The 17408-nt window shown below is 63.5% G+C and carries 11 protein-coding genes; 2 read left to right on the plus strand and 9 right to left on the minus strand.

Features of this window, described 5'->3' with window-relative positions:
* Position 1 precedes the first annotated feature (1 nt).
* Positions 2–1780 (minus strand): acyl-CoA dehydrogenase C-terminal domain-containing protein, encoded by a 1779-nt coding sequence (locus tag AADV58_RS00370; protein WP_341743758.1) that lies wholly within the window; start codon positions 1778–1780, stop codon positions 2–4.
* 279 nt (positions 1781–2059) lie between these two features.
* On the opposite strand from AADV58_RS00370, the gene AADV58_RS00375 reads away from it, so the two are divergent.
* On the plus strand, positions 2060–4081 hold the full coding sequence (locus AADV58_RS00375) for a PAS-domain containing protein (protein WP_341743759.1): 2022 nt from the start codon (positions 2060–2062) through the stop codon (positions 4079–4081).
* Complete coding sequence (locus AADV58_RS00380) at positions 4078–4821, plus strand: response regulator transcription factor (RefSeq protein ID WP_341743760.1); 744 nt, start codon at positions 4078–4080, stop codon at positions 4819–4821. Before AADV58_RS00375 ends, AADV58_RS00380 begins: the two co-directional genes overlap by 4 nt.
* A 4-nt stretch (positions 4822–4825) precedes the next feature.
* Here AADV58_RS00380 and fusA read toward each other — a convergent pair whose 3' ends face one another.
* The 8 genes from fusA to AADV58_RS00420 form a co-directional block, all read right to left on the minus strand.
* Positions 4826–6877, minus strand: a complete 2052-nt coding sequence (gene fusA / locus AADV58_RS00385; RefSeq protein WP_341743761.1) for an elongation factor G — start codon at positions 6875–6877, stop codon at positions 4826–4828.
* A gap of 34 nt (positions 6878–6911) precedes the next feature.
* A complete protein-coding gene (locus AADV58_RS00390) occupies positions 6912–7238 on the minus strand; it encodes a hypothetical protein (RefSeq protein WP_028994122.1) in 327 nt (108 codons plus the stop codon).
* Positions 7238–8596 carry a bifunctional UDP-N-acetylglucosamine diphosphorylase/glucosamine-1-phosphate N-acetyltransferase GlmU gene (glmU, locus tag AADV58_RS00395; protein WP_341743762.1) on the minus strand — a complete coding sequence of 453 codons (1359 nt, stop codon included), beginning with the start codon at positions 8594–8596 and terminating at the stop codon, positions 7238–7240. The genes AADV58_RS00390 and glmU overlap by 1 nt, the downstream gene beginning before the upstream one ends.
* A gap of 28 nt (positions 8597–8624) precedes the next feature.
* Complete coding sequence (locus AADV58_RS00400; protein ID WP_341743763.1) at positions 8625–9359, minus strand: YEATS-associated helix-containing protein; 735 nt, start codon at positions 9357–9359, stop codon at positions 8625–8627.
* Between the two features lie 93 nt (positions 9360–9452).
* Positions 9453–10922 carry a glutamate synthase subunit beta gene (locus tag AADV58_RS00405; RefSeq protein WP_341743764.1) on the minus strand — a complete coding sequence of 490 codons (1470 nt, stop codon included), beginning with the start codon at positions 10920–10922 and terminating at the stop codon, positions 9453–9455.
* Positions 10922–15559 (minus strand): glutamate synthase large subunit, encoded by a 4638-nt coding sequence (gene gltB / locus AADV58_RS00410; protein ID WP_341743765.1) that lies wholly within the window; start codon positions 15557–15559, stop codon positions 10922–10924. Before gltB ends, AADV58_RS00405 begins: the two co-directional genes overlap by 1 nt.
* A 183-nt stretch (positions 15560–15742) precedes the next feature.
* The gene (aroB, locus tag AADV58_RS00415; protein ID WP_341744562.1) at positions 15743–16825 is read right to left on the minus strand and encodes a 3-dehydroquinate synthase; all 1083 of its coding nucleotides are present in this window, start codon (positions 16823–16825) and stop codon (positions 15743–15745) included.
* A complete protein-coding gene (locus AADV58_RS00420) occupies positions 16825–17355 on the minus strand; it encodes a shikimate kinase (protein ID WP_028994116.1) in 531 nt (176 codons plus the stop codon). The genes aroB and AADV58_RS00420 overlap by 1 nt, the downstream gene beginning before the upstream one ends.
* Positions 17356–17408 lie beyond the last annotated feature (53 nt).

Raw genomic sequence — 17408 nt, forward strand, 5'->3', positions numbered from 1 at the left:
CTCAGAACAGGTCTTCGGCCAGGCCGAGTGCGGAGGCCGCACCGCCCATGACTTCGGCGGCGTAGGCGGCAGCAAACGGCAGCTGGTGGGCGGCGAAGTAATCGGCCGTCGCCAGCTTGGCGCGATAGAAGGGATCGGCGTCGCCGGCCGCGATACGGGCCGCGGCGACCCCGGCCGACTTGGCCATCAGCCAGCCGCCGGTAACGATGCCGGTCAGCTTGAGGAAGGGCACCGAACCGGCATGCACGGCCTGCGGCTGCTCGGCATAGGTGGCGAGAATCCAGTCGGTGGCGCTGTTCAGCGCGGCGGCAGCGGCCTTGAGATTGGCGCCGATGCCGGCCAGTTCGCCGTTCGCAGCCAGTTCGTCGGCAGTCGCGTTGATTTCGGCGAGCATGGCCTTCATGCCGGCACCCGGCACTTTTTCACGGGCCAGCTTGCGGCCGACCAGGTCGTTGGCCTGAATTGCCGTCGTGCCTTCGTAGATGGTGGTGATGCGCGAATCGCGGTAGTACTGCGCAGCCCCCGTTTCCTCGACGAAGCCGACACCGCCGAAGACCTGCAGTGCGGTCGACGACAGCTCGACGCCCTGCTCGGTGCTCCAGCCCTTGACCACCGGCGTCAGCAGGTCGATGCGCGCCTGCGCAGCGGCATCGCCGGCGTGCGCCTTGTCGATCTGGGCGGCGGCGTAATAGGCCAGCGTGCGCATGGCTTCGGTACGGGCCTTGCATTCCATGAGCAGACGACGAACGTCCGGATGGTGCAGGATGGGCTTTTTCTCGCCCGACTTGTCGCCGATGATGGCGCCCTGGATGCGCTCCTTGGCGTACCACAGCGCGTGCTGGTAGGCGCGCTCGGCGATGCCGACGCCTTCCAGACCGACGTTGACGCGGGCGTGGTTCATCATCGTGAACATGTAGCCGACGCCCTTGTTCTCTTCGCCGATCAGGTAGCCGACGGCGCCTTCCGTGTCGCCGTAGGACATCACTGCCGTCGGGCTGCCGTGGATGCCGAGCTTGTGTTCGAGCGAAGCGCAGATCAGGTCATTGCGGGCGCCGAGCGAACCGTCGTCATTGACCAGGAACTTCGGCACCAGGAACAGCGAGATACCCTTCAGTCCCGGCGGCGCGTCCGGCAGACGGGCGAGCACCAGGTGAATGATGTTTTCGGCGACATCGTGTTCGCCCCAGGTGATGAATATCTTGGTGCCGGTCACCAGATAGGTGCCGTCGTCGAGCTTCCTGGCCTTGGTGCTGATCGCCGCGAGGTCGGAGCCGGCGTTCGGCTCGGTCAGGTTCATGGTGCCGGTCCAGGTGCCTTCGACCATCTTCGGCAGATACTTCTGCTTGAGTTCGTCGGACGCGTGGTGGGCAATCGCCTCGATGGCGCCGCCGGTCAGCATCGGACACAGGGCGAAGGCCATGTTGGCCGACTTCCACATTTCGTTGACCGCCAGGGTCACCGCTGCCGGCAAGCCCTGGCCGCCGAATTCGGGGGCGAACGGCATGGCGTTCCAGCCGGTTTCGCAGAACAGTTGATAGGCGTCCTTGAAGCCCGGCGAGGTGGTGACCACTCCGTCCTTGACCACGGCGCCCTGATTGTCGCCATTGCGATTGATCGGGTCGAGCACACCGGAAGCGAACTTGGCGGCTTCATCGAGAATCGATTCGACCAGGTCGACCGAGCATTCCTCGTTGCCGGGCAGGGCGCAGATCTCCTCCAGACCGGCGATATCCTTGAGCACGAACTGCATGTCACGCAGCGGGGCAATGTAATTACTCATTCACAGCTTCCTTTCAGGGTAGACGGCACCCGTGGCGAACAGGCGCCCGGCAGCCCGCAAACGCGGACCTGGCTACGACATCGGCTGAAAAGGATGGCCGGACCTGACGGCCCGGCCCATCTCCTCTCGTTACTTGCTTGGAGTGCTGTTCTCCTTTTACGCAAGTCTTATTTTTTGGTGGCAGAAGCATCGCAGAACACTCTTGCGCAAGTATTGGCGCAATGTAACGAATCATTGCAGACTCCGCCAATGATTGCGCCATGTTCTAGAATCTCCGCGATGCCATCGACCGACCCGCCCGCCGAACTCTCCCGCTGCCAGGACATGCTGCAGGCCGGTCTCGACCTGCTCGACCAGGGCATCAGCGTCTTCGACGCCCAGTTGCGGCTGGTCGCGTGGAACCGTCCCTTCCTCGACCTGCTCGAATTTCCCACCGACCTGGCCCGGGTCGGCACGCCCTTCGCCGACTTCATCCGCTACAACATCGAGCGTGGCGAATACGATCCCGGCGATGCCGAAGCGCTGCTGGGCGAGCGCCTGGCCGCTGCCGGCGCCTTCGCCGCCCATGTCAGCGAACGCCGGCGCCCCAACGGCCGGCTGCTGTTACTGCGCGGCGAACCGCTGCCGCACGGCGGTTTCGTCACGCTCTACAGCGACGTCACCGAGCAGCGCTACCTCGAACACCTGAGCGAACACCAGAACCTGCAGCTCGACGAGAAGGTTCGCCGACGCACCGCCCAACTCGAAAACGCCAACGCCAACCTGCGCCGTGCCAATGCCGAGAAAGAGCAGATCGCTGCCGCCCTCGGGCGCAGCGAGGCGCGCCTGCGCCTGATCAACGACACCATCCCGATCCTGATCGGCTACGTCGACCACAACGAGATCTACCAGTACGCCAACAAAGGCTATTCGGACTGGTACGGTCTGCCGGAAGGCCAGGTCACCGGGCGCTCGGTGATCGAGGTGACCGGCCCGGAAGTCTATGCCCAGGTCGGCGATTACGTGCGCCGGGCGCTGGCCGGCCAGCAGGTCAGTTACGAGTACCACATGCAGCGCCAGGGACAGCAGGTCTTCGCCCACAGCACCCTGGTCCCGGAGCGCAGCGCGCAGGGCGAAACCCTGGGCTTCTTCGTTTTCTCGCACGAGATCACCGAACAGAAACGCATGCAGGCGGCGCTGCTGCAGGCGCAGAAGATGGAAGCCATCGGCCAGCTCACCGGCGGCCTGGCCCACGACTTCAACAACCTGCTGACGGTCATCATCGGCAACCTCGCCGCCCTCAGCGACCAGCGCCCGAACGACCCGGCTGTGGCCGACTTTGTCGATCCGGCGCTGCAATCGGCACGCCGCGGCGCCCAATTGATCAAGCGCCTGCTCAGTTTCTCCCGGCAGCAACCGCCGGAACCGCAGGCGGTGGCGATCAGCCGCCTGGTCGACGACCTCGGCCGGCTGATCCGTCGTTCCTTGCCGGAAAACATCGACATCGCCATCCGCTGCGACGATCCCGGACTTCATGCGCGGGTCGATCCGGCGCAACTGGAAAGCGCCCTGCTCAATTTCGCCGTCAATGCCCGCGACGCGATGCCCGACGGCGGCCGGCTGGAAATTGCCGCTCGCGCCGTCAGGCTGGCAACCGACGCCGCCGGCTACGACTGCCCGCCCGGCGACTACGTGCTGATCGAAGTCAGCGATAGCGGCTGCGGCATGGACAGCGACACGCTGGCGCACGCCTGCGAACCCTTCTTCACCACCAAGCGCCTCGGCCTCGGCAGCGGCCTCGGCCTGTCGATGGCCGCCGGCTTCATCCGCCAGTCGGGCGGTGGCATGCGCCTGTCGAGCACGCCCGGCCATGGCACGCAGGTCAGCGTCGTCCTGCCGGCTACCGCGGCGCCGCTTGCCACTCCTTTACCGGACGACCCCGGTCTGCCGGAAGCCAGCGGCGAGTTGGTCCTGCTCGTCGAGGACGATCCGAACGTCCGTCAGGTCGTTCGTCAGCAGTTGATCGACCTTGGCCACCCGGTCATCGAGGCCGAGAATGCCGACCAGGCGCTGGCCATGGTCGGACAGATTCCCGACATCGGCATTGTCGTCAGCGACATCCTGATGCCCGGCAGTTGCAACGGTCGGCAAATGGCCGAACAGATAAAAAGAGATCACCCGCAGATGCGCATCGTGCTGATGAGCGGCTATGCCGACGAGGAAGGGCCGCGCCAGGAGCAGCAGCCCATCCTGGCCAAGCCCTTCGTCCGCCAGGAACTGGCGGAAGCCCTGCGCCACAGCGGCAACAAGGAGAGACAATGAAGGACAGTGTGAAGGACAACGACGGCGGCAAACTGATAGCCATCGTCGAGGACGACCCGGATGTCGCCCGCATCATCGAACAGGTGCTCGCCGATTTCGGCTTCCGCACCGCCTGGTGCCGCAGCGGCGGCGATCTGCTGCGGCGCCTGCGCAACCTGTCGCCGGTGTTGTGCATCATCGACCTCGGCCTGCCCGACATGGATGGCATCGAGGCCATGCAGCGCGTCCGCGCGCAGACCACTTGCGGGATCATGATCCTGACCGGCCGGGCCCACGTCAGCGACCGGGTGATGGGGCTGGAACTGGGTGCCGACGACTACATGCTCAAGCCCTTCGAACCGCGCGAACTGGTGGCCCGGGTGCGCAGCATCCTGCGCCGCCGGGAAACGGTCAGCGACACCCCGCCCAGCCAGATCGCCTGCTTCGGCAACTGGCGCTTCAATCTCGGCAACAACACGCTGAGCGGCCAGGATGGCGAGGAGCACGTACTGAGCAACGCCGAAGCCGAGTTGCTCCGGGTGTTCGTCAATCACCCCAACCGCATCCTGCAGCGGGAGAAGCTGATGGGTACGCGCGACGTCAGTCCGAGCGACCGCGCCATCGACGTGCGCATCTCGCGACTGCGGCGCAAGCTAGAACCGCACACCGACAGCCCGTCGTTCATCAAGACCGTCTACGGCGCCGGCTATCTGTTCCTGGCCGCCGTCAGCTGGGCCGATAGCGGCCCAGCTGACGCCTGAGGACTTACTCGTCCTCGTCGTGCAACTGGAAGCGGCTGGCCAGTTGCTGCTGCAACTGCGGCGGCACCGGCGCGTAACGCAGGAAGTCGATGCTGTAGCTCCCCTGGCCGCCGGTCAGCGACTTCAGCCGTGACTGGTAATCGTTGAGTTCGGCCAGCGGCACTTCGCCGGTGATCAGCGCCAGTCCGCGCCCCCGGCTTTCGGTACCGGTGACGTGGCCACGGCGGCCGGAAAGATCGCCCGAGAGATCGCCGATATTGGCCTCCGGGACGACGATCTCGATACTGACGATGGGCTCCATGACAATAGGCCGGGCGTTGCGGATGGCCTCGATCACCGCCTTACGGCCGGCGATGGTGAAGGCGACTTCCTTGCCGTCAACGGCGTGGGTCTTGCCATCGAACACGGTGACTTTGAGGTCCTCGACCGGGTAACCGGCGACGACGCCGCCGGCCAGCGCCTGACGCACGCCCTTCTCGACCGCCGGCATGAAGACGCCGGGAATCACCCCGCCCTTGACCGCGTCGACGAACTCGAAGCCCTCGCCGCGCCCCTTGGGCTCGATGCGCAGATGCACTTCGCCAAACTGCCCGGCGCCGCCGGACTGCTTCTTGTGCCGGTGCATCGCCTCGCCCGGCGCGGTGATCGTCTCCCGGTAGGGAATGCTTGGCGGCCGGGTGTCGACTTCCAGCTTGTACTGCCCGGCCATGCGCGCCAGCTTGGCCTTGAGGTGAATCTCGCCGAGGCCGCGAATCACCGTCTCGTTGTTGGTCGGATGCCGCTCGACGACGAAGGTTGGATCCTCCATCGCCAGCTTGCCGAGGATTTCGAACAATCGCTGCTCGTCGCCCTTCTTCCGGGTCTCGACGGCCAGACCGGCCATCGGCCGGGGAAAGGCCAGCGGCGTCAGGTGAATGTGATCCTCGTCGTGCGAATCGTGCAGCACGCAATCGAAGACGATGTCGTCGACCTTGGCCAGCGCACCGATGTCGCCGGGCTGCAGGCTATCGACCTCGACGCAGTCCTTGCCCTGCAAACGATAGAGATGGGCCACCCGGAAGGCCCGTTTGCCGTCGCCGGCAAACAACTGCATATCCTTGCGCAGCGTGCCCTGATGCACGCGAAAAACGCCGATCTTGCCCATGTAGGGATCGGCAATGACCTTGAACACATGGGCCAGCACATGCTTTTCCGGGTCCGGCACGGCGGCGAAGGCCTCGACTTCACCGCCGGGTTCGCCGCGATGGAACAGCGGCGGATTGCCTTCGGCCGGGCTCGGCGCCAGGCTGGCCAGTACGTGCAGCAGTTCCTTGACACCGGCACCGGTTTTCGCCGAGGTGAACAGCACCGGAATCAGATGCCCCTCGCGCAGGGCCTTCTCGAACGGCGCGTGCAGTTCGGCACCGGCCGGGTCGGCGCCATCTTCGAGATAACGCGCCAGCAAATCTTCGTCTTCCTCGACGATCTGGTCGATCAACTCGCGGTGGGCAGCAGCGACCGAAGCAAAATCGGCATCGCCGGCGTCGTGTTCGAGCACTTCGACGACATCGGCACCGCCATGGGCGGGCAGATCGAGCAGCATGCACTCACGGCCAAAACGTTCGCGGATATCAGCAAGCAGGGCCGGCAGATCGACGTTATCGGCGTCGATCTTGTTGATGACGATCATCCGGCACAGCTTGCGCTCTGCAGCGAGCTGCATCATCCGCTCGCTCATGACTTCGATGCCGGCCTGGGCGTTGATCACCAGCACCACGGTATCGACCGCCGCCAGGGCGGCGATGGCCTGACCGGAGAAGTCCGGGTAGCCCGGCGTATCGATGGCATGGATGCGACAGCCTTCATGCTCGAACGAAAAGACTGCGCTGTTCAGGGAATGCCCGGCTTCCTTCTCCTGGGCGTCGTGATCGCAGACAGTATTGCCCTTGTCGACGCTGCCACGCGCCGGAATGGCGCCGGCGGCATGCAACAGGGCTTCGGCCAGGCTGGTCTTGCCGGCCGAACCGTGCCCGACCAGGGCAATGCTGCGTAGGGAATCGGGTGTGTAGCTGGACATCTTCTTCTCCCTGAACAAATTGTCAAACGAAGGCTCAGTAGCGCATCTTGGCTGCCTCAGCCATCTCCGCCACCAGTCGTTCCGCAAAATAAGGGCCGTAGCCAAGAATCAGGAGCGCCGCCAGCGCCAGCAGGACAAGCGCACCGATCAACTGGTAACGCGCCCGGCGGAATTCCTCACCCCGGGTCCACGCGAACCACAAGGGCCCGGCCACCGGCAGCAGGATCACCGGCACTGCAAAGCGCCAGCCGAAATTCAGCGCCGCCGGCAGGGTATTGATGTAGCCGACCAGCAGCAACGCCGCACCGCAGGCCAGCAGCAGCGACGAGACCATGGCAAAGGTCATGAACCAGACATCCATTACTTCTTCTCCTTGACCGGGCGTTGCCAGCCACTCAGGGTGATCTGCTTGGCCCGCGATACGGTCAGCGCATCGGCCGGTGCATCCTTGGTCAACGTCGTTCCGGCGCCCAGCGTTGCCCCGCGACCCACCGTCACCGGCGCCACCAGCTGGGTGTCCGAACCGATGAAGACATCGTCTTCAATGATGGTCTTGAACTTGTTGGCGCCGTCGTAGTTGCAGGTGATCGTGCCGGCACCGACATTGACCCGCTGACCGATCTCGGCGTCGCCGATGTAGGCCAGGTGATTGGCCTTGGACTGGGCGCCGATGCGGCTCTTTTTCACTTCGACGAAATTGCCGATATGGACTTCCGGCCCCAGTTCGGTTCCCGGGCGCAAGCGGGCGTAAGGCCCGAGGATGCCGTCCGGACCAATCACCGCGTCTTCGAAGTGGCAGAAGGCGGCGATCCGCGTTCCGGCACCGACACGCACATTCTTGAGCACACAGTAGGGACCGACCTCGACCGCATCGCCCAACTCAACCGCCCCCTCGAAAACGCAACCGACGTCGATGGCCACGTCGCGACCGTGGGTCAGCGTGCCGCGCACATCGATGCGTGCCGGATCGGCCAGACGGACCCCGGCGACCAGCAGGCGGTCGGCGATGTTGCGCTGATGCTGGCGCTCCAGTTCGGCCAGCTGGACCTTGCTGTTGACCCCGAGCACCTCCCATTCCCCCGCCGGCTGCGCGGTACTGACCGGCAAGCCCTCGGCAACGGCCAGGGCAACGATGTCGGTCAGGTAGTACTCGCCCTGGGCGTTGTCGTTCTTCAGGGCACCCAGCCAGTCGGCCAGCCGCGCCGTCGGCATCGCCATGATGCCGGTATTGACCTCGGCAATGGCCTTCTGCGCGAGCGTCGCATCCTTTTCTTCGACGATGCTGCACACCCGGCCAGCCGCATCGCGGACGATGCGACCGTAACCGGTCGGATTGGCCAGGTTGACCGTCAGGATAGCCAGGCCGTCACCGGCGGCATGCAGCAGATGCTTCAGGGTTTCCGGCGTGGTCAGTGGCACATCGCCATAGAGCACCAGTGTCTGTCCGGCACCGCCGAGTTGCGGCAGCGCCTGAGCCAGCGCGTGGCCGGTCCCCAGTTGCTGCGCCTGTTCGGCCCAGCCAATGTCCGGTGCCGCCACACTGGCCTGCACCACATCGCCGCCATGGCCACGTACGACGACCAGTTTTTCCGGAGACAACGTACGCGCCGTGTCGATGACGTGGGCGAGCAAGGGCTTGCCGGCGACGGGATGCAGGACCTTGGGCAGGTTCGAGTGCATGCGCTTGCCCTGGCCGGCAGCGAGAATGACGATATTCATGAAACCGCTCTGCTATTCGAGATTGTTTTCAGGCGCTCTTGCGCTCACCCTGAGTACCCAACAGTTCATCCAGTACGGCCTTGCCGCGCTGCGAGACAAACCAGTGCAGGACGTTCTTGTCGTTGATCCGGGTCTCGATCACGCCGAGCGATTTCATCACGGTCAGACGCTGGCTGACGAATTCGCGCGGCAAGCCGGTACGATCGCAGACGCCGGCCAGATTGCCATAAACGAAACTTTCTTCAGCCAGTGCGCGGAGGATTTCGACATCGTTGTACGACAAGACTTCGCGCGGATCGACCTCCTTGGCCTTGGGCACTTCCGGCTCGGGCTTGGCAGCCGGCACGAGCAGGGCCTCATCGCGTTTCTGGCGCAACTGGCCGACATCGCGGCGGACCTGCTCCATCTGGCCGAGCAGGCGATGCGCCAGATTCTCGAACAGGCGTCGAGAAGCGACCACATAAATCAGACAGAAGCCGGCGAAGACATAGAAATCGACCGGCTTGGTCCGCGCCCCTTCGAGCAGGGTGCTGGAAATCATGTTCAGGAAAAGTGGAACGGTGAGCGCCGCCACCATGCCGAACACCGGATACTTGATCCAGTCCTTGCCGCCCGACTCCGCTTGACGCTCGGCCAGGAAATAATTCGCCGCACCGCCCAGAATACCGGCCAGGATCATGATCCCCAGAATCAGCAGCATGTGACCGTCAAGGCCACCCGCCGGCATGGTCATCTGGAATGCAGTTTGTAGATTATTGTTCATGTTGCCCCCTTTGGAACGATTCCACATTTTCACATAAACAAAAACCCCGCGGGTCGAAACCGGCGGGGTTTTGCCATAGTGTCACGGAAATAATCAGCGCGGCAGCGCGGACGTTCCCATCAGGAAGGCATCGACTTCGCGAGCGGCCTGACGACCTTCGCGGATTGCCCAGACCACCAGCGATTGACCGCGACGCACATCGCCGGCAGCGTAAACGCCGTCGACATTGGTGCGGTAGCAGCCCTCGCCATCGGTCGTTGCCTTGGCGTTGCCACGGCCATCCTTGTCCACGCCGAAAGCTTCCAGCAGGCTGCCAACCGGATTGACGAAACCCATGGCGAGGAAGGCGGCGTCGCACGGCAGTTCGAACTCCGAACCGGCGACTTCGCTCATCTTGCCGTCCTTCCATTCGACGCGCACGGCCTTGAGGGCCTTGACGTTGCCCTGGCCGTCTTCGACGAAGGCCTTGGTGGCAACGGCGAATTCGCGGATGGTTTCGCCTTCCTTGTGCGACGACGAGGTACGCATCTTCAGCGGCCAGTACGGCCAGACCAGCGGCTTGTCTTCCTGCTCCGGCGGGGCCGGCATCAGTTCAAACTGGGTCACCGAGGCGGCGCCGTGACGATAGCTGGTGCCGACACAGTCGGAGCCGGTATCGCCGCCGCCGATGACGACGACGTGCTTGCCCTTGACGTTGATCGGATTCTTGATGCCCTGCTGGACTTCCTTGTTCTGCGGAATCAGGAATTCCAGCGCAGCGTAAACGCCCTTGAACTCACGGCCCGGCACCGGCAGATCGCGCGGCACTTCGGAACCGGCGGCCAGGATCACCGCGTCGAAATCCTTCTTCAGCTGGGCGGCGGAAACCGTCTCGGTGGCATCGTTGTTGATGCCAGCCGGGATGGCCTTGTCGCCGACAATGACCTTGGTCCGGAAGACCACGCCTTCGGCTTCCATCTGCGCGACGCGACGGTCGATCACCGACTTGTTCAACTTGAAGTCGGGGATGCCGAAGCCGAGCAGACCACCGATCCGGCTCGATTTCTCGAACACGGTCACGTCGTGGCCGACGCGCGCCAGTTGCTGGGCCGCGGCCATGCCGGCCGGGCCGGAGCCGACGATGGCGACCTTCTTGCCGGTCTTGGCCTTGGGCGGTTGCGGCACAACCCAGCCCATTTCCCAGCCCTTGTCGATGATGAAGTGCTCGATCGACTTGATGCCCACCGGCGCCGCGTTGATGCCCAGCGTACAGGCAGCTTCGCAGGGGGCCGGACAGATGCGGCCGGTGAAGTCGGGGAAGTTGTTGGTCGAATGCAGCACGTCCAGCGCCTGCTTCCAGTTGCCGCGATAAACCAGATCATTCCAGTCCGGAATGATGTTGTTCACCGGGCAGCCGTTGTTGCAGAACGGAATGCCGCAATCCATGCAGCGCGCACCCTGGGTCTTGGCGTTATCGTCAGACAGGGTCTGGACGAACTCCTTGTAGTGGGTCAGGCGCTTTTCAACCGGTTCGTAGCCCTCTTCCAGGCGCTCGAACTCCATGAAACCCGTCGGCTTGCCCATTATGCGGCCTCCTTGCGTGCTGCGGCGGCCATCTCGGTGAGGGCGCGCTTGTATTCATGCGGATAGACTTTGACGAACTTCTCGCGGCTGGCTTCCCAGTCGGCGAGCAGGCGCTTGGCGGTAGCACTGCCGGTGTACTCGGCGTGACGGGTGATCAGCTCCTTGAGCTGGACTTCGTCGGCCTGGTCGCGGTGCAGCGGTTCGCCGGCAACATGACGGGCTGCCGGAACCACCTTCTCCAGCGCCACCTGAGCCAGGTTGCAACGGTGCTTGAAGCTGCCGTCCTCATCGAGCACGTAGGCAATGCCGCCCGACATGCCGGCAGCGAAGTTGCGCCCGGTCATGCCGAGCACGACGACGGTACCGCCGGTCATGTATTCGCAACCGTGATCGCCAACCCCTTCAACAACCGCCGTGCCGCCGGAATTGCGCACGCAGAAGCGTTCGCCACCGACACCAGCAAAGAAGGACTCACCTTCGGTCGCGCCGTACATGACGGTGTTGCCGACAATGATGTTGTGCTGCGTGTCGCCGCGGAAATCCGGGCTCGGCTTGATGATGATGCGACCGCCCGACAGGCCCTTACCAACGTAGTCGTTGCCTTCGCCGGTCAGTTCCAGCGTCACGCCACGCGCCAGGAAGGCGCCGAAAGCCTGGCCGGCGGTGCCGGTCAGCTTGACGTGGATGGTGTCGTCCGGCAGGCCGGCGTTGCCGTAGCGCTTGGCGACCTCGCCCGAGAGCATGGTGCCGCAGGTACGGTTGACGTTGATGATGCTCGTCTCGATCTGGACCTTCTGGCCTTTTTCGAGCGCCTTCTTGGCTTGTTCGATCAGCTTGTGGTCGAGCGCCTTGTCGAGGCCGTGATCCTGGCCTTCGGTATGGCGGCGCGGCACGTCGGCCGGCACCTTGGGCTGATGGAAGACCTTGGTGAAATCCAGGCCCTTGGCCTTCCAGTGCTCGATCCCGGCGCGCATGTCGAGCAGGTCGACCCGGCCGACCAGGTCATCGAACTTGCGGATGCCGAGCATGGCCATGATCTCGCGCACTTCCTCGGCAACGAAGAAGAAGTAGTTCACGACGTGTTCCGGCTGACCGGAGAAGCGCTTGCGCAGTTCCGGATCCTGGGTGGCGACGCCGACCGGGCAGGTGTTCAGATGGCACTTGCGCATCATGATGCAGCCTTCGACGACCAGCGGCGCGGTGGCGAAGCCGAATTCGTCGGCACCGAGCAGCGCGCCGATGGCGACGTCGCGGCCGGTCTTCATCTGACCGTCGACCTGCAGGCGGATACGCGAACGCAGGCGGTTCAGCACCAGCGTCTGCTGGGTTTCGGACAGACCGAGTTCCCACGGCGTACCGGCGTGCTTGATCGACGACACCGGCGAAGCACCCGTACCACCGTCGAAGCCGGCGATCACGATGTGGTCGGCCTTGGCCTTGGCGACACCGGCGGCAACCGTGCCGACGCCGACTTCGGAGACCAGCTTGACCGAGATCGAGGCCTGCGAATTGGCATTCTTCAGGTCATGGATCAGCTGAGCCAGGTCTTCGATCGAGTAGATGTCGTGGTGCGGCGGCGGCGAGATCAGGGTCACGCCCGGCACCGAGTGACGCAGCTTGCCGATGTACTCGGACACCTTGGTGCCCGGCAACTGACCACCTTCACCGGGCTTGGCGCCCTGGGCCATCTTGATCTGGATCTGGTCGGCATTGACCAGGTATTCGGTGGTGACACCGAAACGGCCGGAAGCCACCTGCTTGATCGCCGAGCGCAGCGAATCGCCTTCCTTGAACACGTAATCGCGTTCGATGCGCGAGGCACCGACGATTTCCGACAGGGTCTGACCGGCCTTCAGCGGCAGGAAGCGCTTAGCGTCCTCACCACCTTCACCGGTGTTCGACTTGCCGCCGATGCGGTTCATGGCAATCGCCAGCGTGGTGTGCGCTTCGGTCGAGATCGAGCCGAGCGACATGGCGCCGGTGGCGAAACGCTTGACGATTTCCTTGGCCGATTCGACTTCCTCGAGCGGAATGGCTTCGCCCTGCGGCTTGAACTCGAACAGGCCGCGCAGCGTCAGGTGACGCTTGGTCTGGTCGTTGATCAGCTTGGCGTATTCCTTGTACGTTTCGTACTTGCCGGAACGGGTCGAATGTTGCAGCTTGGCGATCGAATCCGGCGTCCACATGTGCTCTTCGCCACGAATGCGGAAGGCGTACTCGCCGCCGGCGTCGAGCATGTTGGCCAGCACCGGGTCGGCGGAGAAGGCTTCGTCGTGCAGGCGGATGGCTTCCTCGGCCACTTCGAACAGGCCGATACCCTCGATGTTCGACGGGGTGCCGGTGAAGTACTTGTCGACCAGGTCCTTCTTCAGGCCGATGGCCTCGAAGATCTGGGCGCCGGTGTAGGACATGTAGGTCGAGATGCCCATCTTGGACATGACCTTGCACAGGCCCTTGCCGACTGCCTTGATGAAGTTCTTGACGTACTTGTCGGCCTTCTCGGCATCGCCCTTGGCCATGCCGCTGATGGTTTCCAGCGCCAGGTAGGGGTGCACGGCTTCGGCACCGAAACCGCCGAGCAGGGCGAAGTGGTGCACTTCGCGTGCCGAACCGGTTTCGACGACCAGGCCGGTGCTGGTGCGCAGGCCCTGCTTGACCAAGTGCTGGTGGATGGCCGAGGTGGCCAGCAGCGCCGGGATGGCGACGTGTTCGGCATCGACCTTGCGGTCGGAGACGATCAGGATGTTGGCACCGGAACGGACGGCATCTTCAGCATCCGCTGCCAGCGAGGCGAGACGGGCTTCGATGCCTTCCTTGCCCCAGGCCACCGGGTAGCAGATGTCGAGTTCGAACGAGCGGAACTTGTTCGAGGTGTATTTTTCGATGTTGCGCAGCTTTTCGATGTCGGTGCAGGTCAGCACCGGCTGCGAGACCTCGAGGCGGATCGGCGGATTGACGTCGACGGTATTGAGCAGGTTCGGCTTCGGCCCGATGAAGGACACCAGCGACATGACCAGTTCCTCGCGGATCGGGTCGATCGGCGGGTTGGTCACCTGGGCGAACAACTGCTTGAAGTAGGCGTACAGCGTCTTGTTCTTCTTCGACAGCACCGGCAGCGCCGAGTCGGTACCCATCGAGCCGGTCGGCTCTTCGCCGTTGGTCGCCATCGGCTCAAGGATGACCTTGGTGTCTTCCTGGGTGTAGCCGAAGGCCTGCTGGCGATCGAGCAGCGACGCCGGCGGCGTGGCGCAGGTTTCGTCGGCGGCCGGCACTTCGTCGAGCTTGATGCGAATTTTCTCGATCCACTCGCGATACGGACGGGCGTTGGCCAGCGAATCCTTGAGTTCCTTGTCGTCGATGATGCGGCCCTGCTCCATGTCGATCAGGAACATCTTGCCCGGCTGCAGGCGCCACTTCTTGACGATCTTCTTCTCGGGAATCGGCAGCACGCCGGATTCCGAGGCCATGACCACGAAGTCGTCGTCGGTGACCAAGTAACGCGCCGGACGCAGGCCGTTACGGTCGAGCGTCGCGCCGATCTGGCGACCGTCGGTGAAGGCCACGGCAGCGGGACCGTCCCACGGCTCCATCATGGCGGCATGGTATTCGTAGAAGGCACGACGGCTCTCGTCCATCAGCGCGTGCTTTTCCCAGGCTTCCGGGATCATCAGCATGACCGCCTGGGCCAGCGAATAGCCGCCACCCATGACCAGCAGTTCGAGCGCGTTGTCGAATGCAGCCGAGTCGGACTGACCGGGGTAATGCAGCGGCCACACCTTCTTCAGGTCGTCGCCGAGGATGGGCGAGGAAATCGCCTGCTCACGCGCCTTGAACCAGTTGACGTTGCCGCGCACGGTGTTGATTTCGCCGTTGTGGGCGATGTAGCGGAACGGATGCGCCAGATCCCAGGTCGGGAAGGTATTGGTCGAGAAGCGCTGGTGCACCAGGGCCAGCGCCGAAACAGTGCGCTTGTCCTGGAGGTCGAGGTAATACTCACCGACTTGATCGGCCAGCAGCAACCCCTTGTAGTTGACGGTGCGCGCCGAGAACGACGGCACGTAGAATTCCTGGCCGTGCTTGAGGTGCAGCGACTTGATCGCGTTGGCGGCGCGACGGCGGATGATGTACAGCTTGCGCTCGAAGGCATCGGTGACGAAGACGTCCGGACCGCGACCGACGAAGACCTGGCGGATCACCGGCTCGGTGGCCTTGACCGTCGGCGACATCGGCATTTCGGCATTGACCGGCACGTCGCGCCAGCCCAGCAGACGCTGGCCTTCGGCAGCGATCGAACGCTCGATCTCTTCCATGCAGGCGTGGCGCGATGCGGCCTCCTGCGGCAGGAAGACCATACCGACACCGTACTCGCCGGCCGGCGGCAGATCCACGCCCTGAGCCGCCATTTCTTCGCGGTAGAACAGGTCCGGAATCTGGATCAACAGACCGGCGCCGTCACCCTGCAGGGGATCGGCACCGACAGCACCGCGATGATCGATATTTTTCAGGATCAGCAGACCCTGCTCGATGATCGCATGGCTCTTCTGGCCCTTGACATGGGCAACGAAGCCCACGCCACAGGCGTCGTGCTCGTTGGCGGGGTCGTAGAGACCCTGCCGCTCAGGTACAGCCGATTCCATCACACGCATTCCTTCAACTAAGCTGGCCGTGACCTTGGCCAATCATGAAAAAGCCGGACGACGCCATACCGTCCGAAGATGCACAAAAATACAGGCAACCGTCGATTGTAGCGGATCAAGGCCTTCTAATTCAAGCAACTGGCCCGCACCAATGCCGTGCCCGCACGGCCGGGCAAACACCAATCAGGTGCCGGCCTTCCGGATGGCCTCGGCAATCTGTTCGTCGCTCGCCACATCGGACAAAACCGCCCGTCCGATCTCCTGCAACAGAACCAGACGCAAGCGTCCGTCCTGCACCTTCTTGTCGTGCCGCATCAACTCGAGATAACGCGCCACCCCCAGGGGCGGCGCGACAACCGGCAAGCCAGCCCGGGAGAATAGTTCCCTGACCCGGCGCACATCCGCCGGCACCAGCCACCCGAGTATTTGCGACAATTCACATGCAACCATCGTGCCCGCAGCCACCGCCTCGCCGTGCAACCAGGTGCCGTAACCGAGCCCGGTCTCGATTGCGTGACCAAAGGTATGCCCCAGATTCAACAACGCCCGCTCGCCACTCTCGCGCTCATCGCACGCCACCACTTCTGCCTTGTTGGCACAGGAACGCTCGACCGCATGAATCAAGGCCGCCTGATCACGCGCCAGCACGCGCTCGATATTGGCCTCCAGCCAGACCAGGAATTCCGGATCGCGGATCAGACCGTACTTGATGACCTCGGCCAGACCCGCCTTCAATTCCCGGTCCGGGAGGGTATCGAGCGTTGCAATGTCAGCCAGCACGAGGCGAGGCTGATAGAAGGCGCCGATCATGTTTTTTCCGAGCGGATGATTGATTGCCGTTTTCCCACCGACCGATGAATCCACCTGCGACAACAAGGTCGTCGGCACCTGGATGAACGGCATGCCGCGTTGATAGCAGGCGGCAGCAAAGCCCCCCATGTCGCCGATGACACCGCCACCCAGCGCAATCAACGGGGTACTTCTTTCGCAATGCGTACCCAGCAAGGCATCGAATATCAGATTCAGGGTTTCCCAGTTCTTGAACGACTCACCATCCGGCAGAATCACCGTCTGAACGACCACACCGCCCTGACGCAAAGTCTTGCTCAGGCGCTCAAGATAGAGCGGCGCCACGGTTTCATTGGTAACAACCACAGCCTTCTTTGCCTTGATCGCAGGCAGCAGCAGATCAGCACGATCAAGCAAGCCTGGGCCAATGTGAATCGGATAGCTGCGCTCAGCCAGCGACACCTCAAGCGTGCGCATCAGGTTTTCGAACATAGGCGACCAAACTCCCTCAATAAATGCTGCACCACCCCGGCGGCCACCAGTTGTCCGCCCTCGACCACCAGACTCGCCGTTTCACGGTACAACGGGTCCCTTTCCGCGTGCAGTGCCTCCAGGCGCGCCAGCGGATCCTCAACCTGCAACAAGGGCCGATTGCGGTCATTTCGCGTGCGTTGATACAGCATCAAGGGCGGCACGTTCAGGTACACCACCCAGCCACTTTCGCGCAGGCAACGGCGATTCTCCGCCGACAATACCGCCCCGCCCCCCGTCGCCATCACGATGTTCGACATCGTCGACAGTTCCGCGATGGTTTGCTGCTCCCGCTTGCGAAAACCATCCTCCCCCTCGATCTCGAAGATGGTGGGGATGGGCACACCGGTACGCGCCACGATTTCGTGGTCGGAATCGTAGAAATTTCTCTCCAGGCGCTTTGCCAACTGGCGCCCGATCGTCGTTTTGCCGGCCCCCATCAGGCCGACCAGATAGATGTTGGTTTGCGTGTTCACGCCGCGATTCTAGCCGACTCGGGCCAATGAACAAAAAAGGCCGGCAAAGCCGG

This window comes from Azonexus hydrophilus, from assembly GCF_038368255.1.
Lineage (GTDB): Bacteria > Pseudomonadota > Gammaproteobacteria > Burkholderiales > Rhodocyclaceae > Azonexus > Azonexus hydrophilus.

Coding starts and splice junctions, on each gene's coding strand:
- AADV58_RS00370 (WP_341743758.1), bottom strand. CDS start 1,780: ATGAGTAATTACATTGCCCCGCTGCGTGACATGCAGTTCGTGCTCAAG.
- AADV58_RS00375 (WP_341743759.1), top strand. CDS start 2,060: ATGCCATCGACCGACCCGCCCGCCGAACTCTCCCGCTGCCAGGACATG.
- AADV58_RS00380 (WP_341743760.1), top strand. CDS start 4,078: ATGAAGGACAGTGTGAAGGACAACGACGGCGGCAAACTGATAGCCATC.
- fusA (WP_341743761.1), bottom strand. CDS start 6,877: ATGTCCAGCTACACACCCGATTCCCTACGCAGCATTGCCCTGGTCGGG.
- AADV58_RS00390 (WP_028994122.1), bottom strand. CDS start 7,238: ATGGATGTCTGGTTCATGACCTTTGCCATGGTCTCGTCGCTGCTGCTG.
- glmU (WP_341743762.1), bottom strand. CDS start 8,596: ATGAATATCGTCATTCTCGCTGCCGGCCAGGGCAAGCGCATGCACTCG.
- AADV58_RS00400 (WP_341743763.1), bottom strand. CDS start 9,359: ATGAACAATAATCTACAAACTGCATTCCAGATGACCATGCCGGCGGGT.
- AADV58_RS00405 (WP_341743764.1), bottom strand. CDS start 10,922: ATGGGCAAGCCGACGGGTTTCATGGAGTTCGAGCGCCTGGAAGAGGGC.
- gltB (WP_341743765.1), bottom strand. CDS start 15,559: ATGGAATCGGCTGTACCTGAGCGGCAGGGTCTCTACGACCCCGCCAAC.
- aroB (WP_341744562.1), bottom strand. CDS start 16,825: ATGCGCACGCTTGAGGTGTCGCTGGCTGAGCGCAGCTATCCGATTCAC.